Raw genomic sequence first — 17622 nt, 5'->3', positions numbered from 1 at the left:
TAGGGAGATAAAAAGGTGCATGAATCGTCTGAAAATAGGCGAACCATGTGCCTTTTTTTTTCTTACAATATAGTAGATATACATGAAGAGGTGAGGATTATGCCAACAACAAAAGGGCCGTTACATCCATCGGTTCAACAGTTTAAAGAGTTTGTAAACCATCACCCTAAAATGGTTCACGAGGTTAGAAGTGGTCAAAAAACTTGGCAGCAATTTTATGAAGAATGGTACTTACTTGGTGAAGAAGATCAAATATGGACAGCGTATAGACCTGATGGAGCGCCTGCTTTTTCTTCGGTAAAAGAAAATAAAGAAGAAAAAGAAAATCGAACAGAAGAGGAAAAAACTGCTGATGTGATGGGGCAAATGCTTTCTTTCTTTAAAAAGCTAGACGTAGAACAAATGCAACATCATTTAGCAAATGTGACGAGTGCGATTGGTAGCGTGCAACAAGTTATCCAACAATTTCAAGGGAACCGTGCGCAGCAAGAACAAAGTACTTCTGAAAATAATCCTTTTTTCTTTCAAAAGGATTAGGGGGAAAGAGGATGAGAGCAGAGCTTATGGAGTTTATAAAAGCTGATGAGGATTTAGCTCGCTATATTCGGGAACAGCCATACTGGTACCGGAAATTGACGCGTAACCCAGAAGAAAAAGAAGCTTTTGAGTTAGCTGCCATGCAGCATTTCAAAAAAACGATACCAGATAAAGTGGAAAAATTTCAAAATCAATTGGCGGTTGCTTCAATTATGATTGATATGTTCCAGTATATGAAGCAGCAAAATACGACGTAATTGGAAGGGAAAACTATGTCCGTTATGCAAAACTTTTGTTACAATAGAATCGGATTATTTAAAAAAGGAGTTGCAGCATGACGGAAATTTGTTTAGTACGACATGGACAAACTGATTGGAACTTTCAAGAGATTATTCAAGGGCGCGAAGATATTCCACTCAACGAAGTTGGGAAGAAGCAAGCGAGTCAAAGTGCAGCTGCCTTGCAAGCGGAATCGTGGGATATAATTATAAGTAGTCCGTTAATTAGAGCGCAAGAAACAGCTAAGGAAATTTCTGGGGCTATTGGATTACCATCTATTTTATTAGATGAGCGATTTATGGAACGTAATTTTGGGGAAGCTTCTGGGAAACCAGTTGCGGCCGTTAGAGAGCTAATTGCAGAAGGTAATGTAGAAGGAATGGAGCAGGATGAAGAAATTGTAGAGCGCTGTTTTACGGCTTTACAAGAGGTTGCAGCAGCACATGGAGATAAACGTATTATCATTGTTGCGCATTCACATGCAATAAAAGCTATTTTACACGCAATTGCACCAGATGAAATTACATTTAAAACGCCGTTAAAAAACGCATGTATTAGCTACGTGAAAGAGAATAGCGGGAAATGGGATGTTCTTAAATATAATATTGCGGAGCATATTAGTGTATAAGAGTGCAAGGGGATTGTATGAAAAGGAGTTAGAATCATATCTTTCTTTTAGGTGAGACACTTCAATTAGTAGTTCTGTTCCAAATGTGTTATGATGAATACTCGGAGGTGTCTCTCATGATTGTAGCGACGCTGGAAAGCGTATTGATTTTAGATAAGGCAGAGCAGCTTGCAAAAGCGATTATCTGTTCAGATATAGCAGAAGATTATCGTAAGTATTATAAGGATTTACAAGAAGATATAGAAGTCCAGACGCTAATTCAGCAGTTTACAGCGATGAAAGAGCGATACGAAGAAGTGCAACGTTTTGGTAAATATCATCCTGATTATACTTTCGTTTCGACGAAAATGAGGGAATTAAAGCGTTCTGTAGATATGCATGATAAGGTTGCAGCCTTTAAAAGAGCAGAAACTGCTTTACAAAAGTTATTAGATGAAGTTAGTGTAGCAATTGGTTCTGAGGTGTCTCCTTCCGTTAAAGTTCCAACAGGAAATCCGTTTTTTGATGCGGGTGGCTGTGGCGGTGGTTGTGGTACCGGAGGCGGTTGTGGTTGTAAAAAAACGGGGTAATTTACCCTGTTTTTTAGAATATAGAAGAAAACGTATACAGAGTTTGTCCTTTAATGTCATAAATTTTTGATTGGTTTTCATAAAATATAAGAATATAAGTTTTTAAAAGGAGAAGATGGAGAAGATTATGTTCGGGCAACGACAAAGTATGATTGTTTATTTACATTCATTGAAACATGCCAAGATTTTAAGGAAATATGGTAACATTCATTACATATCAAAACGTTTGAAATATGCCGTTGTATATTGTGATATGGAACAAATTGAGCATATGATGCAAAAATTGAATAAACTTCCTTTTGTAAAAAAAGTAGAACAGTCGTATCGCCCATTTTTAAAAACGGAATTCGAAAATTCGCGTCCTGATCGGGCAAAAGAATACGATTATAGCTAAGTAAAAAAATCCCCTGCTAAATTTAGCGGGGGATTTTTTTACTTGAAATAACGTGTTATTTCATTGGAGGAATGAAATTGTTCATTCGTAAAATACCAATTAGATGATTAAAGAATAGTTCTTTTTCAGGGAAAGTTGTTGATGGTTTTACAGTAAAGGGAGTAACTTTTTTCCCTATTTGTTCCGCCATTTCTTCAAATAAAACGACACGTTTACTTTTTTTATTTTCAAGTACAGGAATGCCTTCACGACATATGTATAATGGTTGGAAATCACCAGTAGTTGTCGGTTTTAGTATTACAACAAGTGAACACACTTTTTTTTCGTTTTTTACAGTTTCGAATTGTAACATATGTGTTACACGTTCTTGGTTTGTTTTGGCAATTTCAAGTAATTCATATAAGTCAGAGTAGCCTTCTCCGAGTTCTATAAAGCGTTGAATCATATTTTTTCCTCCTCTTTCTTTTACTGTACCACCTCACTTTTTAAATGAAAAGTAGACAAATAAAAAAACCCTGCAAAGCAGGGCCCTTCTAATACTAGTATGTACTAGTAAGAAGGAAAAGGGAGAGGAGAAACCGGAGGAAGAACTTATGGGGAAACGTAAGTCTTCTCCGCGGTTGGCAACAACATCGAAGATGATGTTGTTATATTTATTTATGTCCAATCTAAATGAAGATATACATAATGAAATTAAAATTTATGTTAGGCTTTTTATTTTTCTTTTTTTTATTTTATGATAGGATAAAAAAGGTAAAGTGGAACTGATGTACATAAAGGGTTTTTGTTCGCAAATAGTGAGATGAATATGCAAGAAATAGCGAACGGTTATTTTAACTAAAGTTCTCTATAGGTTAAGTAACGAATTAGTGAAGAATTGTATGGTTTGGTAGCGGTTACCGACTTGAGATGGATTTACTGTAATCGCTCGATAGATTGAAATAAAGGTAGTGACAACAGATGAGAGTAGTTTCAGGAAAATGTAAAGGGCACCCACTTAAAGCGGTACCTGGTAATACCACACGTCCAACGACAGATAAAGTGAAAGAATCTATTTTTAATATGATAGGTCCTTATTATGATGGTGGTACCGCTCTTGATTTATTTGGTGGTAGTGGTGGTCTTGGAATTGAGGCCATAAGTAGAGGGATTGATAAAGCGATTTTTGTTGACCGAGATAGTAAGGCGATAAAAGTCATTCATCAAAATTTAGAAAGCTGTAGAATACAAGAACAAGCTGAAGTGTATCGAAATGATGCGGAACGTGCGGTAAAGGCGCTTATAAAGCGTGAAATATCATTCGATCTTATACTAATTGACCCTCCATATAAAGGTCAAAAAATTTTGTCTTTAATTAGTGTGATGGATCAACATGGATTGTTAAATAAAGATGGCATCATTATGGCAGAGCATGGGGATGACGTGGTTTTACCTGATTCTATAGGAGAACTTGTAAAAGTACGGGCAGAAAACTATGGGATTACAGCAATTTCGATTTATAAGTATGAAGGTGAGGGGACAGAATGACAAGTATAGCTATTTCTTCAGGGAGTTTTGATCCGATTACCCTTGGACATTTGGATATTATTAAAAGGGGAGCAAAAGTATTTGATGAAGTATATGTAGTTGTTTTAAACAATTCATCAAAAAAACCATTCTTTTCGGTAGAAGAACGCCTAGAGTTAATTCGAGAGGCGACAAAGGATATTCCGAATGTAAAAGTTGATTCACATAGTGGATTATTGGTGGAATATGCAAAAATGCGTAATGCAAATGCAATATTACGTGGTTTGCGAGCGGTTTCTGATTTTGAATATGAGATGCAAATTACTTCAATGAATCGAAAATTAGACGAAAATATCGAAACCTTCTTCATTATGACAAATAATCAATATTCATTTTTAAGTTCAAGTATTGTGAAAGAAGTTGCGAGATATGGGGGAAGTGTAGTAGACCTTGTTCCTCCGATTGTAGAGCGTGCTTTAAAAGAAAAGTTTCAAACCCCGTTAAAGTGAACGGGGTTTTTCTTTATAAATGCGTAAAAACAATAAGATAACATATAAATATAAACAAAATAAGGTGAAGATTGGTCCGTAGTGTATAAATGATGTCCAAATATCAGTTAGTGTGTAAGAATGATTCAATAAAAATACGGGAAGATCTTCTTGCATAGGCGAGAAAGAATGAACTTTTTCATAAAATGGTCCCCAAAATATAAAAGTGAAAATTGGAGCGAGAATACTTTGGATAATTCGTGCTAAAAAATAAGGTTTAAAGCGGATGTCTGTCTCTGCTAATATGCTTGCTACTTGTGCCTGAATAGAAAGACCGCTAAAAGCTAAAATGAAGCTTGTCACCATCGCTTGTTGAAGAAGTGTTGATTCACTTATTTGACTGATCATTTGGCTTCCAAGCGTCATTTCAAAAAAACCGGATAATATCGGAATACTAAATTCGGATGTAAGTTGGAAGAATGATAAAATATGTTGCATAATAAAAGAAAGCGCTTTTGTAATTTCGAAAACAGTAATCATTTTATTTAAAACAGAGAATAAAATAATAAACCCGCCAATCATGAGTAATGTTTGAATAGAAGAAACGATAGCGTCTCCGAGTAATTTTCCAATGGGTCTTTTTTCTTGCATCCGCGTTTGGTGGAGGACTGAGAATGGGTTTTGAAAAGCACGCTTTTCGGTACTAGGTTTGTCTTTTATGTAAGTATTGTTATTACCATAAAAGCGCATAAGTAATCCGACGGTAAAGTTACTTATATAATGTGCGGCCGCTAATACGATCCCTAATTTCGGATTATTAAAAAAACCGATAGAAACTGCTCCGAAAATAAAAAGTGGATTAGAAGAATTTGTGAAAGATACGAGTCGTTCCGCTTCAATTTGTGTTAGTTGATTGCTCTTGCGTAGTCTAGCGCTTAATTTGGCCCCAGCAGGGAACCCTGAAGCCATTCCTATTGCCCAAACAAACCCGCCTACCCCTGGAACGCGAAAAAGTGGTCGCATTAGCGGTTCTAATATAACACCGATAAATTTTACAACACCAATACTGATTAGAAGTTCCGCAATGATGAAAAACGGTAGTAGTGAAGGGAATACAACTTCCCACCATATATTTAACCCGCGAATTGAAGCTTGCAAGGCAGCTTGGGGGTGGAGTACAAGAGAAAAGGTTAAAAATAACATTGATATGGTAAGAAAAGCAGTTTTCCATTTTTCGTACATGTAAAAAAATCCCCCTTTGTCCCAAAAACGTTCATTTCAGTATACGTGGATATGTGGTGAATTTAGACCATAAGTATGAAAAAGGAATGAAAAAAATTAAAGGGTGAGAAAAATGAAGGAACCAAAAATCGGTTTAGCACTTGGATCTGGAGGTGCGAAAGGTTTTGCTCACATTGGGGTAATAAAAGTGTTAAGGGACGCTGGCATCCCTATTCATATGATAGCAGGTAGTAGTATAGGAGCATTAATAGGTACATTTTATGCAGCGAGTTGTAACGTTGAAAGGTTGTATAAATTGGCAGCTGTTTTTAAAAGGAAATATTATTTAGATTTTACAGTTCCTAAAATGGGATTTATTGCTGGAAAACGTATTAAAGATATGATTAAAATGTTTACATATAATAAAAATTTAGAAGAGTTAGATATCCCGACGGCTGTTGTGGCTACTGACATTTTGAAGGGGGAAAAAGTTGTATTTACAAGTGGCCCAATTGCAGAGGCAGTTCGCGCTAGTATATCTGTACCGGGGGTGTTTGTTCCAGAAAAAATAGATGGCCGCTTATTAGTGGATGGAGGGGTAATTGACCGTATTCCCGTATCGGTTGCAAAAGATTTAGGGGCTGATATTGTTATTGCTGTTGATGTGTCTCCAATTAAGGTGAATGGAGAGGTAACGTCTATTTATGATGTGATTATGCAGAGCATTGAAATTATGCAACATGAACTTGTGATGAATCGGCAAATAGCATCAGATTTAATGATGCGACCAGCTGTTGAACAATTTAGTTCGCGTGCTTTTACACATATTGAAGACATCATTCGGGTCGGAGAAGTGGAAGCAGAAAAACACATTTCAAACATTTATTTACTAATTGAGCAGTGGAAGGAGCAACATAATGTTTAAGCGTTTTCGGTTTATATATGCAATTTTAATAGGGGTTATATTGGCGATGCTACTTGTTTATGTGCGTTTGCCGTATTATGTGACAAAACCAGGTATGGCGGCGAAATTAGCACCATACGTTCAAGTAGATGGTGGAACGAAAGAGTCGGGTGATTTCATGCTTGTCACTGTCTCAATGGGACCTGCCAATGTGGTGAATTTAATAGCAGCGCAATTTAATAAATATACACACGTTTCGAAGGCGGAAGAAATATTGCAAAAAGGCGAGAGTGATGAAGAATATCAATTTCGCCAAAATTATGCAATGAAAGATTCGCAAAATGCAGCAATCTATAATGCTTATAAACGTGCAAATCGCTCTGTTTCTTTTGAAAATAAAGGTGTACTAGTTGCTGGTGTAGCGAAGGGTATGCCGTCAGAAGGAAAGCTTAAGCTTGGAGATGTTATAGTAGCTGTCGATGGAAAAACATTCGACAAGACGGAACAATTTATTGAGTATATGACAGGGAAAAAAGAAGGGGATACAGTAAATGTTGAATATAAGCGGGGTGGAAAACAGTTTAAAGAAAATTTAAATGTAAAGACAATCCCTAATGGGAATGGACGCGTCGGTATAGGGGTCTCTATCGTTACGGAAAGAGAGTTAGTAGTAGATCCGAAAGTGAAAATTGATTCCCATGAAATAGGGGGGCCATCAGCAGGGTTAATGTTTACACTAGAAATTTATAATCAGCTCGTTGAAGAAGATTTAACAAACGGACATGAAATAGCTGGAACAGGTACAATCAATGATAAAGGAGAAATTGGTCCAATTGGTGGTATTCAGCAAAAAGTAGTAGCTGCTAGTGATGCAGGAGCTGAAGTGTTTTTTGCGCCAAATGAAAAAGGTGTAGAGAAATCGAATTATAAAGATGCTCTTGAAGCTGCGAAAGATATTAAAACAAAGATGAAAATTGTACCGGTGGACACACTGGATGATGCATTAACGTATTTGGAAAAAATGAGTAAAACAAAGTAAACCTCTCTGAAGAAGAGAGGTTTTTCTTATAGGAATTTTTTCATTATTTCATCATAACGAATTGGATGATGCGTTGCGTCTTGTTTTAGCAGTTGTGTCCGCAAAGGTTCTTGCATTATGGAGAAATATACAGCATTTGATTTCCGTTCTATGTCTAAAGTCGGATGTTCAAATGTTTTTGTATGAGTAAGGATTGGAAGTTCTATTTTTTTCTTATTTCTAGAAAGATAAGTTTGTCCCTTTTGTGACATTCCGAGAAGACGGATATACGGCGCATGTTGCTCTATATTTGCTTTGTGTATTTCTTCCTTCGTTGTATTTGTTAAAATATGTGTACAAGCTCTTTGCAATCTAGTCCATGTATAACGTTTTGTTTTTAATGCTTCCATGAATGAATAGAAAGATGAACTGTTTTGTATTTTTGATAAAATACGATGCTCTAAACCTTCTTCCATTTCATATATATGTTGTAAGTCTTGAGAAGACATCGTCATAAGTTTGTATTTAAAAAATGAAAAGTATTTTTCCCAGTTATGTAACGTCCCGTAGTTTTGCTTGTAGTTTTCTAAAAGAGAAGCAGTCATTTTCGGGATAAAAGGCTCAATAGTTGTAGAGGAACTGTTTTCATTAAATAGCTGTTTGCGAATACTTGTTGCACTTGCAATATGTTGATCGTGAAATGTTTCATCATGATAATGAGAGGCGAATCTTTTTATAGTTTGTGCTTGCATGGAACTATTTTGTAAGAGAATTGCTTTAATGTACTGTAAGCCTAAAATGTTATTTGGTTGTGACATATCTACGTTTTTTTCGGGTGGTAAGATGTGTAGAAAGGCTTCAGATGTAGCTTTTGCATAACTATTACCTGCATTCATAAATTGCTTCACAAAACGATTAAAAGTCTCTTCTTCATTTTTTTGTATAGCGATGGTATTGTAGAAATTTTCAGTTTGTCCATCTTCGCTACCAAAACAAATTTCAGAAACACCAAGGGCGTTTAAAATCGAAATTGCGCCATTTGCGAAAGTTTCGGCCTTTTGTGTTGCGAATGCATAAGGAAGCTCTACAACAAGGTCTACGCCGTTTGTTAAGGCCATTTTAGTACGATACCATTTGGAGATGAGTGCGGGCTCACCACGCTGCAAAAAAGGACCACTCATAACGGCGATAATAATATCAGACTGTGTTAACTTTTTTGTTTGTTGCACATGATAAGCATGACCGTTATGAAAAGGGTTATATTCAACAACAATACCACTGGATTTTATGGTAATCTCTCCTTTCGATGTAGCATCTTTTTGGAAAACGTGATAATCTATATATTATTTCCTATGATGACTTCATTATAGTGTAAAGAAAAAACATTGACAAATATAAAATGGCTAGCTATAATTTTGTTTGTTGCCTTGAGGTGATATGATATGAAATGGTCCATCCATCAATTGAATAAATTGAGAAATAAAGGATTGACATTAAATGAAATGGTAGATGTAAGTGAGCTAAAAGAGGTCGAGAAAGATATTCGTGAAATTAATCCTGTTCATGTAACAGGAAGAGTTGATTTTGGCTCCGGTAAGTTTACGTTTCATCTACATATAACTGGAAGCATGGTTTTACCATGTTCTCGCTCTTTAGTAGATGTGACATTACCATTTGACATTAAAACAACTGAGGTGTTCCAAACTTCAGAAGAAGAATTTGAAACAGAAGCTGAAATTCATTGTTTAGAAGGAGAAGTACTTGACTTACTGCCCGTAATCAAGGAAAATATACTTTTGGAGATTCCAATGCAAATTTTCAGTGATGATGTTTCTGGTGGAGCACCGATGCAAGGTCAAGACTGGCAAGTGATTTCGGAAGAAAACAAAGAAAAGACTGTTGATCCAAGATTAGCAGGACTTGCAAAGTTTTTTGACAAATAATCGGAAGACTGGTTTAGGCCTTCATATGAAAATAACTATTTCTTTTAAGGAGGTGGGAAGAATGGCTGTACCTTTTAGAAGAACTTCTAAAACAGTAAAAAGAAAGCGTCGTACGCATTTCAAATTATCAGTACCTGGTATGGTAGAGTGCCCAAGCTGTGGTGAAGCGAAATTAGCTCACCGTGTATGTAAAGCATGCGGTACTTACAAAGGTAAAGAAGTAATCAGCAAGTAATTGCGAAAAATAAACGTAGAAGATATCTTCTACGTTTATTTTTTTTTGTCTTATTCTTTATTTGTTGTATTCTATCTTTTCTAGTAACTGCATATGCTTAATAAAAAATGCATAGGGAGGACTAGAGAGATGGCGACAACAAGACAAGATGCTTGGACTGATGATGAAGATTTGCTTCTGGCAGAAGTAGTACTCCGGCATATTCGTGAAGGTGGAACGCAACTTTCCGCTTTTAAAGAAGTGGGGAGGCATTTGTCTCGTACACCTGCAGCTTGTGGATTTAGGTGGAATTCTTACGTTAGAAAGCAGTATAAAGCACGTATTGAAGAAGCAAAGCAACTTCGTAAGGTAGAAAATTATGAAGTGAAAGAGACAACGGTATTAGAGCCAAAATCTATTACGTTGAATGATGTTATTGAATTCTTGCGAAATTATAAAGATGAAAGCTCTTTAATGGTGTTGCAACAACAAATTGAATCGTTACAAACAGAGAAAGAACGTCTTCTGGAGCGATTATCAGTATATGAGGAAGAATATAGAACATTACTGGATTATATCGATCAAAAAAGAAGTGTAATGGTAGCAGAAAGAAATGGTGCTCGCTCGAATGGAGAATTAGAAAAATTAAAGAAATAAAAAACAGCTGCGTAACAGCTGTTTTTTTTATTTCTTATGCAGATTCTTCGTTTGTAATCGCATTCAAATTTGTTTCTGGATGCCAAATATAAAAATCACCATCAGTTACTGATACTGGCTGGAAGCTTAATTTATCCCAAAAACCAGCTGACTGGATACGTGCTATCGTTTTAATTGGGAATTGTAGTTGTTTCGCATAATTAACAAGCATTTGTCCGAATCCTTGTTTTTGAAAAGTCGGCAATACTTCAAGTTTATAAAGTTCTAGGTAAGTACCTGTAATTTCAAATGGTTCTCCACCGTTCCTTTTCATATATAGACTCATACGTGCGATTAGCGATCCTCCATAATAAATACCGTAAAATGGAGACTCACTATCATTTTCAATAATGTTTGCTTGTAATTCTTCCAACATGGATAGTTCTTGAGCTCCGCACCCTTTAAATTTTTTAAATTCATCTAATGTTTTATAATTGATGAGCAAGCGTTCAACTTTTGGGAATCCCATTACATCACATCCTATTCTTATCTTGTTGAATGCAGAAAAGTTAAAATATTTATAATAATATTATAACTCATTTTTTAATTTTTATGAAGAAGATAGAATATTTCTTTCATTATTTTTTTGAGGATTTGCTAAAATAAGAATAGAACTATGTATATAGGTAGTATATACATAGTGAAAGAAGAGATTGCATTTGTTAAAAGATAATTGAATCCTCAACTATGTAATTGTAATTTAATAAGATGTAAAGGGGGAAGGGCAAGGGAACTTATATCACTTGTTAATATGAGTTCTTTGTGTGAAGATGAAAATTGGAATTGTTGGACCGGGAGCTATTGGTCTCCTATATACATTTTATTTACAAAAAAGCAATCAAGATGTTACGTTGTTTACAAGAAACGCTAAGCAAGCAGAAGAATTAAACTTAACGGGTGTAACTTGTATTAGGAATGGAGAACGTGAAACGGTATTTCCGTCTATTTTACCGATAGAAAGTATGCTGGATAAACAGTTAGATTATACATTTATTGCTGTAAAGCAATATCATATAACTGATATATTACCTTTTGTGCAGGGAGAATCGTCATTAATCTTTTTGCAAAATGGAATGTCACATCTTCACGTTATGCAAAAAATAGGAAATGAATGTATAGCAGTCGGGATTGTGGAGCATGGTGCAAAAAAAGAGGATGGACATACAGTTCATCATACTGGAATAGGTGTTACAAAGTTTGGTGTAGTGCGTGGTCAATCTAGTTGTTTTAAAAAGGTATTTAATTGTTTTCCTTTTGATTATTTTCCGATTCAGATAGAAGGTGATTGGAAGGGGATTATGCGTAATAAATTAGTAGTCAATGTATGTATTAATCCATTGACGGCATTATTGCGGGTTGAGAACGGAGAGTTAATTTCAAATCCGTTTTTTTATCAAATGATGGAGCGAGTATTTCAGGAAGTTGCATTTCTTATTAAAGAAGAAGATAAGGAAATGGTATGGCAAATGGTATGCCAAGTATGTGAAAAAACATTTCATAATACTTCATCTATGTTAGCGGACGTAAGAGCGAATAGACAAACGGAAGTTAATGCGATTGTTGGATATGTACTAGAAGAAGCTAAGGAACAACAACGATCTGTTCCGACACTTCGATTTTTGTTCAATGCAATAAGAGGAATGGAATTATAAGTGTTTTTCTTTGCTTTTACGTGAAACATTGACTACAATGTGGGTTGGTGAGAGAACAGGATACGAAAGGAAGAATTATATGGAGATAAAAGAAATCTCTGTTCCACTACAAGGTGTTGTAGCGGACTATATGAACGGTGAAAAAGAGATACAGTCATGTTTTGATTATCTGTTAACAGAGGATGCTTTTAAACAGCGTTTACATGATTTACGTGAGAGAGAGTTTTTCCGTCAAGATTTAGTAACGCATTTATTAGAATATAATACACAATTGCAAGCGGGAGAATTTACAATTCAAAATATAAAAGCGCTTGAAGATGAAAATACATATGTTGTTATAGCTGGACAACAAGCGGGGTTATTAACTGGTCCGCTTTATACAGTGCATAAAATCATTTCAATTTTACAGCTTGCAAAAGAAAAAGAAGAGAGCTTAGGGATTCGGATTGTTCCTGTCTTTTGGATTGCCGGTGAAGACCATGATATGGATGAAATTAATCATACATTTGTAACGAAAAATAAAAAAATAAAAAAGACCATTTTTCATGATCGTTATCCGAAAAAGGCAAGTGCTTCTGAGTCTGAGCTTTCTATTGAAGACTGTAGAAAATGGGTCGAAGAGATTTTTAAAACATATCCGGAAACGAATTTTACAAAGGATGTATTACAATTTGTTGATGATGCTTTAGGTAAATCGCATACATATGTAGATTTCTTTGCACGCCTTATTACGAAAATGTTCGCAAATTCTGGTTTAATTCTTGTAGATTCACATCATCCTGCATTAAGAAAACTAGAAGTACCGTTTTTACAACAAATTATAAGTAAATATAAAGAAATTCAGGTAGGACTTCATAATCAACAGGAAGTAATTAAGGAATTAGGATTTAAACCGATTATTGAAACGAAGACAAATGCAGTGCATATATTTATGGAAATTGATAATGAGCGAGTATTGCTTGAAGAGAATCAAGGGAAGTTTATTGGAAAAGATGGAGTACATTCATTTTCGTATGAAGAATTGATGGAAGAGATGGAAAGAAGTCCAGAACGTTTTAGTAATAATGTTGTAACGCGCCCTCTTATGCAAGAATATGTGTTTCCTACGTTAGCGTTTATTGGCGGTCCGGGGGAGTTAGCTTATTGGAGTGAATTACAACAAGTGTTTCATACTGTCGGTTTTCAAATGCCACCCGTCGTTCCGCGTCTTACGATTACTTATATGGAGCGAGATATAGCGACAGATTTATATGATTTAGATTTGCAAGAAATTGATCCATTTCTAAATAATATAGATAATCTGCGTGACAATTGGCTTTCTAATCAAATAGAGGAACCGATAGACGAGCGATTTATAGAAGCGAAAAAAGAAATAATGGATATTCATACATCATTACAACAATTCGTGAAAAAAATAGATCCAGGGTTAAATGAGTTTGCTGGGAAAAATGAACTGAAAATTAATGAGCAAATTGAACTGTTAGAAAGAATGTTGAAAAGAAATGTTGAGAAGAAACATGAGGTTCAACTGAATAAATTCCGCCGTTTACAATTTGCGCTTCGTCCATTAGGAGCACCGCAAGAACGTGTGTGGAATGTCTGTTATTATTTAAATCAGTTCGGTCTTGATTTTGTTGATCGAGTAATGGAACAATCTTTTTCGTGGGACGGAAAACATCATGTAATAAAACTATAAAATCTTGCTCTTTTGAGCAGGATTTTATTTTTATTCCGTTGAATTAACTGTGAAGTGAAAAATTTCTGAATTATCCATCTTGTGTTAATGTAATGAATCGCTATGTATCAGGTATATATATATGACAAAATAGCACAAAATGTAAACGGATTATTATCTTTTTCGACAGGTTTTTGTTTAAATTCCCGCAAAAAATGATAAAATTTAGTATATAATAAAATAAAATAGCGATTTGTATAGCATGCTACCTTGTTGGAAGTTAAATGAGTCGTTCTTTAGTAGCATTTCATCCTCTAGTAGTAAATTTTGTTTGTAGAGTGAGAAATGTATTTAACATAATTAATTGGAAAAAGAGTAGGTGCAGCAATGTTCAAACACGTAACAGTACTTTTGAAAGAAACAGTAGATGGCTTAGATATAAAGCCGAGTGGTACATATGTAGATTGTACACTGGGTGGAGGAGGACATAGTTCTTATTTATTATCTCAGCTAACAGATGGTGGAAAATTAATAGCATTTGATCAAGATGAAATAGCGATTCAAAATGCGAAGGAAAAATTTTCTTCTTATGGTGAACAATTTGTAACAGTGAAGAGCAACTTCCGTTATTTATCTGAAAAACTACATGAATTAGGTATTACAGAAGTAGACGGGATTTTATTCGATTTAGGTGTTTCATCCCCACAATTAGATACACCAGAGCGTGGCTTTAGTTATCATCATGATGCACCGTTAGATATGCGGATGGATCAAGATGCCCCATTAACAGCATATGAAGTTGTGAACAGCTGGTCATATGAACAACTCGTAAGAATTTTCTTCCAATACGGAGAAGAGAAATTTTCAAAGCAAATAACAAGGAAAATTGAAGCTTATCGCGAGAATAAGGCTATTGAAACGACAGGAGAATTAGTGGAATTAATTAAAGAAGGTATTCCAGCTCCGGCACGTAGAACAGGTGGACATCCTGCGAAGCGAGTATTCCAAGCGATTCGTATTGCTGTAAATGATGAATTAAAAGTATTTGAAGAAGCGTTGGAATCTGCAATTGATATGGTCAAGCCTGGTGGAAGAGTTAGTGTTATAACATTCCATTCTTTAGAAGATCGTATTTGTAAAACGACGTTTAAGCGAAATAGCACAACGCCGCAATTACCACAGGGACTACCGATTATTCCGGATGAATTTAAGCCGAAATTAAAGCTTATTACAAGGAAACCGATTTTACCTTCTGACATTGAATTAGAAGAAAATAATCGAGCGCGTTCTGCGAAGTTGAGAATCGCTGAAAAACGATAAAAAGGAGAGAGAGGTATGACTAATTTAGCTGTAAAGTATAAACAACAGGCGCAAGAAGAGGTACAAATTCAAACGCCACCACAGCAGATGGTTAAGCCAAAAGTTAAAACGAAAATTACAAGAATTGAAAAGCTATTGTACGTAACGTTTATTGGATTTTTATTATATGCCTGTGTAGCTTTTATTGGGAATAAAGCGGGTTTATATCAAGTTAATGTAGAAGCAGCGACGATAGAAGAAGAAATTGTGAAAAAACAAAAGGAAAATCAAGAATTGCAGGCTGAAGTAGAGAAGTTAAGTCGTTATGAACGTATCGCTGAAGTTGCAAAAAAACACGGGCTAGAAATTAATGCGAATAATGTGAAAGGCCTAAAGTAAGGCAAATAGGTGTGAAGAAAAGATGAAGAGAACTATGAACAAATTTCATACCAATAAGGGAGCAGGTTATTTTATGATATTTTTCCTCCTGCTCTTTTTGCTGTTATTAGCCCGATTTTTTTACATACAAGTAACAGGAACAGTGGACAATCATGATTTGAAAAAACTTGCTGAACAGAAACATAGTAAAAAAGGAGTTCTCGAAGCGAATCGAGGAACAATTTATGACCAAAATGGCCATGTGCTAGCGCAAGATGCAAATTCTTATAAACTTGTAGCCGAGTTAAAAGGAGCCAACGCGGTTAAGGATAAAGAGGATACTTCAAAGAAAATCGCAGGAGTACTCGGAAAAGATGAAGATGAAATTTTAGCTACTTTAAATAAAGAAGGCAAAAGTCAAGTGGAATTTGGAACATTAGGTAAGGACTTGACGAAAGAAAAGAAAGAACAAATAGAAGCATTGAAATTGCCGGGAATCTCTTTTATTACTGAAAATGCGAGAGTTTATCCAAACGGTGATTTCGCATCTTACGTCATAGGGCATGCAAAACCGAATGAAGATGGAATTTCAGTAGGTCAATTTGGCTTAGAACAGAGTTTGGATAAGTATTTAGGTGCTTCTAATGGAGAGGTAGCTTATACAGGGGACCGTAAAGGAGTATCACTTGACGGTGGGAAAGTGGATGTAAAAGCGCCTAAAAATGGAGATAACGTGTATTTAACACTTGATCAACGTATTCAAAGTTATTTAGAAGACGCAATGAAAGAAGCGAGCAAACATTATGAACCAGAAAATTTAATTGGAATTGTTGCGGATCCGAAGACAGGGAAAATATTAGCGATGTCTAGTAAACCTAGTTATGACCCTAATGATCGTCAAATTAAATATTTCTTCAATGACGCAATTGCAAATGCATTTGAACCGGGATCAACAATGAAGATTTTCACATTAGCAGCGGCCATTAATGAAGGTGTATACAATGGACAAGACTTTTATCAGTCGGGTACATATCAAGTTGGTAATCGGAAAATAAAAGATCATAACGGCGGTGCTGGATGGGGTTCTATTACTTTTGATGAAGGGGTAGAGCGCTCTTCAAACGTAGCGTTTGCAATTTTAGGTGATCAAAAACTTGGTCCAGATCGTTTCCGAAAATATATTCATAATTTTGGATTAGATGAAAAAACAAACATTGATTTACCTGGTGAAGGGTCAAATACAATTTTATTTGATCAACAAATACAACAAGTAACAACAGCGTTTGGACAAGGTTCTACAGTTACACCAATTCAACTTGTACAAGCTGCAACAGCGATTGCAAATGATGGGAAAATGATGAAACCTTATACAATTGATAAAATTGTTGACCCAATAACAGGTAAAGTACAGCTAGAGCATAAACCAGAAGAAGTAGGAAAACCTGTTTCCAAAGAGACAGCAGCGCAAGTAAGGCAATTACTAGAACGTGTTGTTACATCACCGAAAGGAACAGGAACTGCATATAAAGTTGATGGGTACTCAGTCGGGGGTAAAACAGGTACAGCACAAATTCCTGACGGGAAAGGTGGCTATATGACAGGAAGAGAGAATTATATATTCTCATTCTTAGGTATGGCACCGATGGACGATCCGCAACTTGTTGTGTATGTGGCCGTTAAACAACCAAAATTAAAAGATGATGAAAACGGGGCTAAACCTTTAGCTGATATCTTTAAATATGTAACGAAAAATAGTTTAGAGTATTTAAAGATTAAGCCAAATGAAATAAAGGATCCGAAGAAATATGTGAAAGAGCAACAAACTGTCGTTCCAGATGTAACCGGAAAAACGATGGATGAAGCGAAGAAAGCAATTGATAAAGCAAAACTTCGTCCAATCGTATTAGGTGAAGGGAAAGTGCAGCAGCAAGTGCCGAAGGCAACTGAACAAACATTAAAGGGTGATCGAGTCTTCTTAGTAGGAGATAAACCTACAATGCCAAATATACAGGGATGGGCACTGCGTGATGTTATGAATTTAGCAAAAACATTAAAGCTTAACTTAAAACCTTCTGGTACAGGATATGTAACGGAACAAAGTGTGGCGGAAGGAACATTGTTGCAACCTGGTACAGAATTAGGTGTAACACTCGTACCACCACTTGAACCGCAGCAAGAAGCGGAAAAGCCATAATGGTAATAGGGAAGAAGTTCTAATTAA

21 protein-coding genes are annotated in these 17622 nt (G+C 35.7%); 17 read left to right on the top strand and 4 right to left on the bottom strand.

What is annotated here, in order from left to right; translation table 11 throughout:
* Positions 1–99 precede the first annotated feature (99 nt).
* The 5 genes from ylbD (at position 100) to MR071_RS08275 (ending at position 2407) form a co-directional block, all read left to right on the top strand.
* Positions 100–537 carry a YlbD family protein gene (gene ylbD / locus MR071_RS08295; protein WP_002088296.1) on the top strand — a complete coding sequence of 146 codons (438 nt, stop codon included), beginning with the start codon at positions 100–102 and terminating at the stop codon, positions 535–537.
* Between the two features lie 11 nt (positions 538–548).
* Positions 549–794 (top strand): YlbE-like family protein, encoded by a 246-nt coding sequence (locus MR071_RS08290; RefSeq protein WP_002014770.1) that lies wholly within the window; start codon positions 549–551, stop codon positions 792–794.
* 77 nt (positions 795–871) lie between these two features.
* Positions 872–1444 (top strand): histidine phosphatase family protein, encoded by a 573-nt coding sequence (locus MR071_RS08285; protein WP_105584719.1) that lies wholly within the window; start codon positions 872–874, stop codon positions 1442–1444.
* Positions 1445–1560: 116 nt separating this feature from the next.
* Positions 1561–2013 carry a YlbF/YmcA family competence regulator gene (locus tag MR071_RS08280; protein WP_070144653.1) on the top strand — a complete coding sequence of 151 codons (453 nt, stop codon included), beginning with the start codon at positions 1561–1563 and terminating at the stop codon, positions 2011–2013.
* Positions 2014–2140: 127 nt separating this feature from the next.
* The gene (locus MR071_RS08275; RefSeq protein ID WP_002088292.1) at positions 2141–2407 is read left to right on the top strand and encodes a YlbG family protein; all 267 of its coding nucleotides are present in this window, start codon (positions 2141–2143) and stop codon (positions 2405–2407) included.
* A 55-nt stretch (positions 2408–2462) separates the two neighbouring features.
* On the opposite strand, the gene MR071_RS08270 is transcribed toward MR071_RS08275, so the two are convergent.
* Positions 2463–2852: a DUF7147 family protein gene (locus MR071_RS08270; protein ID WP_002014762.1), complete on the bottom strand. Its 390-nt coding sequence runs from the start codon at positions 2850–2852 to the stop codon at positions 2463–2465.
* A gap of 515 nt (positions 2853–3367) precedes the next feature.
* Between MR071_RS08270 and rsmD the strand changes: the two genes are divergently transcribed.
* Positions 3368–3934: a 16S rRNA (guanine(966)-N(2))-methyltransferase RsmD gene (gene rsmD / locus MR071_RS08265; protein ID WP_105584720.1), complete on the top strand. Its 567-nt coding sequence runs from the start codon at positions 3368–3370 to the stop codon at positions 3932–3934.
* On the top strand, positions 3931–4422 hold the full coding sequence (gene coaD / locus MR071_RS08260) for a pantetheine-phosphate adenylyltransferase (protein WP_000200601.1): 492 nt from the start codon (positions 3931–3933) through the stop codon (positions 4420–4422). Before rsmD ends, coaD begins: the two co-directional genes overlap by 4 nt.
* Here coaD and ylbJ read toward each other — a convergent pair.
* Complete coding sequence (gene ylbJ / locus MR071_RS08255; RefSeq protein ID WP_242235679.1) at positions 4414–5643, bottom strand: sporulation integral membrane protein YlbJ; 1230 nt, start codon at positions 5641–5643, stop codon at positions 4414–4416. The two genes, coaD and ylbJ, sit on opposite strands and share 9 nt — an antisense overlap.
* A gap of 112 nt (positions 5644–5755) precedes the next feature.
* On the opposite strand from ylbJ, the gene MR071_RS08250 reads away from it, so the two are divergent.
* Together MR071_RS08250 and MR071_RS08245 are read left to right on the top strand one after the other, a co-directional pair.
* Positions 5756–6547, top strand: a complete 792-nt coding sequence (locus MR071_RS08250) for a patatin-like phospholipase family protein (protein ID WP_105584722.1) — start codon at positions 5756–5758, stop codon at positions 6545–6547.
* Entirely contained in the window at positions 6540–7565 is a 1026-nt protein-coding gene (locus MR071_RS08245; protein WP_105584723.1) for a SepM family pheromone-processing serine protease, read from the top strand. The genes MR071_RS08250 and MR071_RS08245 overlap by 8 nt, the downstream gene beginning before the upstream one ends.
* Positions 7566–7591: 26 nt before the next feature.
* Here the strand turns inward: MR071_RS08245 and MR071_RS08240 are convergent, their stop codons facing one another.
* A complete protein-coding gene (locus MR071_RS08240) occupies positions 7592–8833 on the bottom strand; it encodes a nucleotidyltransferase (protein WP_181149442.1) in 1242 nt (413 codons plus the stop codon).
* Between the two features lie 153 nt (positions 8834–8986).
* Here MR071_RS08240 and MR071_RS08235 point away from each other — a divergent pair, with 153 nt between their 5' ends.
* The 3 genes from MR071_RS08235 (at position 8987) to MR071_RS08225 (ending at position 10358) form a co-directional block, all read left to right on the top strand.
* The gene (locus MR071_RS08235) at positions 8987–9487 is read left to right on the top strand and encodes a YceD family protein (protein ID WP_000872151.1); all 501 of its coding nucleotides are present in this window, start codon (positions 8987–8989) and stop codon (positions 9485–9487) included.
* 61 nt (positions 9488–9548) lie between these two features.
* Complete coding sequence (gene rpmF / locus MR071_RS08230) at positions 9549–9722, top strand: 50S ribosomal protein L32 (RefSeq protein WP_001984764.1); 174 nt, start codon at positions 9549–9551, stop codon at positions 9720–9722.
* 129 nt (positions 9723–9851) lie between these two features.
* Positions 9852–10358: an RsfA family transcriptional regulator gene (locus tag MR071_RS08225; protein ID WP_105584725.1), complete on the top strand. Its 507-nt coding sequence runs from the start codon at positions 9852–9854 to the stop codon at positions 10356–10358.
* Between the two features lie 34 nt (positions 10359–10392).
* Here MR071_RS08225 and MR071_RS08220 read toward each other — a convergent pair whose 3' ends face one another.
* Positions 10393–10866, bottom strand: a complete 474-nt coding sequence (locus MR071_RS08220) for an N-acetyltransferase (RefSeq protein WP_105584726.1) — start codon at positions 10864–10866, stop codon at positions 10393–10395.
* A gap of 295 nt (positions 10867–11161) precedes the next feature.
* Here MR071_RS08220 and panE point away from each other — a divergent pair, with 295 nt between their 5' ends.
* The 5 genes from panE (at position 11162) to MR071_RS08195 (ending at position 17595) form a co-directional block, all read left to right on the top strand.
* Positions 11162–12049, top strand: a complete 888-nt coding sequence (gene panE, locus MR071_RS08215) for a 2-dehydropantoate 2-reductase (protein ID WP_105584727.1) — start codon at positions 11162–11164, stop codon at positions 12047–12049.
* 79 nt (positions 12050–12128) lie between these two features.
* Positions 12129–13745, top strand: a complete 1617-nt coding sequence (bshC, locus tag MR071_RS08210; RefSeq protein ID WP_105584728.1) for a bacillithiol biosynthesis cysteine-adding enzyme BshC — start codon at positions 12129–12131, stop codon at positions 13743–13745.
* A gap of 366 nt (positions 13746–14111) precedes the next feature.
* Positions 14112–15044 carry a 16S rRNA (cytosine(1402)-N(4))-methyltransferase RsmH gene (gene rsmH, locus MR071_RS08205; protein WP_242235676.1) on the top strand — a complete coding sequence of 311 codons (933 nt, stop codon included), beginning with the start codon at positions 14112–14114 and terminating at the stop codon, positions 15042–15044.
* A gap of 15 nt (positions 15045–15059) precedes the next feature.
* A complete protein-coding gene (ftsL, locus tag MR071_RS08200; RefSeq protein WP_016106033.1) occupies positions 15060–15422 on the top strand; it encodes a cell division protein FtsL in 363 nt (120 codons plus the stop codon).
* Positions 15423–15444: 22 nt separating this feature from the next.
* A complete protein-coding gene (locus tag MR071_RS08195) occupies positions 15445–17595 on the top strand; it encodes a penicillin-binding protein (RefSeq protein WP_472926928.1) in 2151 nt (716 codons plus the stop codon).
* The last annotated feature ends 27 nt before the right edge of the window (positions 17596–17622 follow it).

It is taken from the genome of Bacillus cereus group sp. BfR-BA-01316 (genome assembly GCF_022664195.1).
Classification (GTDB): domain Bacteria; phylum Bacillota; class Bacilli; order Bacillales; family Bacillaceae_G; genus Bacillus_A.
The sequence above is the reverse complement of the archived record's forward strand: the minus strand, read 5'-3'. Positions and strand labels throughout refer to the sequence as shown.

Bases quoted from the DNA above. Each gene is read 5' to 3' on its own strand.
- ylbD (WP_002088296.1), top strand. From the start codon at position 100: ATGCCAACAACAAAAGGGCCGTTACATCCATCGGTTCAACAGTTTAAA.
- MR071_RS08290 (WP_002014770.1), top strand. From the start codon at position 549: ATGAGAGCAGAGCTTATGGAGTTTATAAAAGCTGATGAGGATTTAGCT.
- MR071_RS08285 (WP_105584719.1), top strand. From the start codon at position 872: ATGACGGAAATTTGTTTAGTACGACATGGACAAACTGATTGGAACTTT.
- MR071_RS08280 (WP_070144653.1), top strand. From the start codon at position 1,561: ATGATTGTAGCGACGCTGGAAAGCGTATTGATTTTAGATAAGGCAGAG.
- MR071_RS08275 (WP_002088292.1), top strand. From the start codon at position 2,141: ATGTTCGGGCAACGACAAAGTATGATTGTTTATTTACATTCATTGAAA.
- MR071_RS08270 (WP_002014762.1), bottom strand. From the start codon at position 2,852: ATGATTCAACGCTTTATAGAACTCGGAGAAGGCTACTCTGACTTATAT.
- rsmD (WP_105584720.1), top strand. From the start codon at position 3,368: ATGAGAGTAGTTTCAGGAAAATGTAAAGGGCACCCACTTAAAGCGGTA.
- coaD (WP_000200601.1), top strand. From the start codon at position 3,931: ATGACAAGTATAGCTATTTCTTCAGGGAGTTTTGATCCGATTACCCTT.
- ylbJ (WP_242235679.1), bottom strand. From the start codon at position 5,643: ATGTACGAAAAATGGAAAACTGCTTTTCTTACCATATCAATGTTATTT.
- MR071_RS08250 (WP_105584722.1), top strand. From the start codon at position 5,756: ATGAAGGAACCAAAAATCGGTTTAGCACTTGGATCTGGAGGTGCGAAA.
- MR071_RS08245 (WP_105584723.1), top strand. From the start codon at position 6,540: ATGTTTAAGCGTTTTCGGTTTATATATGCAATTTTAATAGGGGTTATA.
- MR071_RS08235 (WP_000872151.1), top strand. From the start codon at position 8,987: ATGAAATGGTCCATCCATCAATTGAATAAATTGAGAAATAAAGGATTG.
- rpmF (WP_001984764.1), top strand. From the start codon at position 9,549: ATGGCTGTACCTTTTAGAAGAACTTCTAAAACAGTAAAAAGAAAGCGT.
- MR071_RS08225 (WP_105584725.1), top strand. From the start codon at position 9,852: ATGGCGACAACAAGACAAGATGCTTGGACTGATGATGAAGATTTGCTT.
- MR071_RS08220 (WP_105584726.1), bottom strand. From the start codon at position 10,866: ATGGGATTCCCAAAAGTTGAACGCTTGCTCATCAATTATAAAACATTA.
- bshC (WP_105584728.1), top strand. From the start codon at position 12,129: ATGGAGATAAAAGAAATCTCTGTTCCACTACAAGGTGTTGTAGCGGAC.
- rsmH (WP_242235676.1), top strand. From the start codon at position 14,112: ATGTTCAAACACGTAACAGTACTTTTGAAAGAAACAGTAGATGGCTTA.
- ftsL (WP_016106033.1), top strand. From the start codon at position 15,060: ATGACTAATTTAGCTGTAAAGTATAAACAACAGGCGCAAGAAGAGGTA.
- MR071_RS08195 (WP_472926928.1), top strand. From the start codon at position 15,445: ATGAAGAGAACTATGAACAAATTTCATACCAATAAGGGAGCAGGTTAT.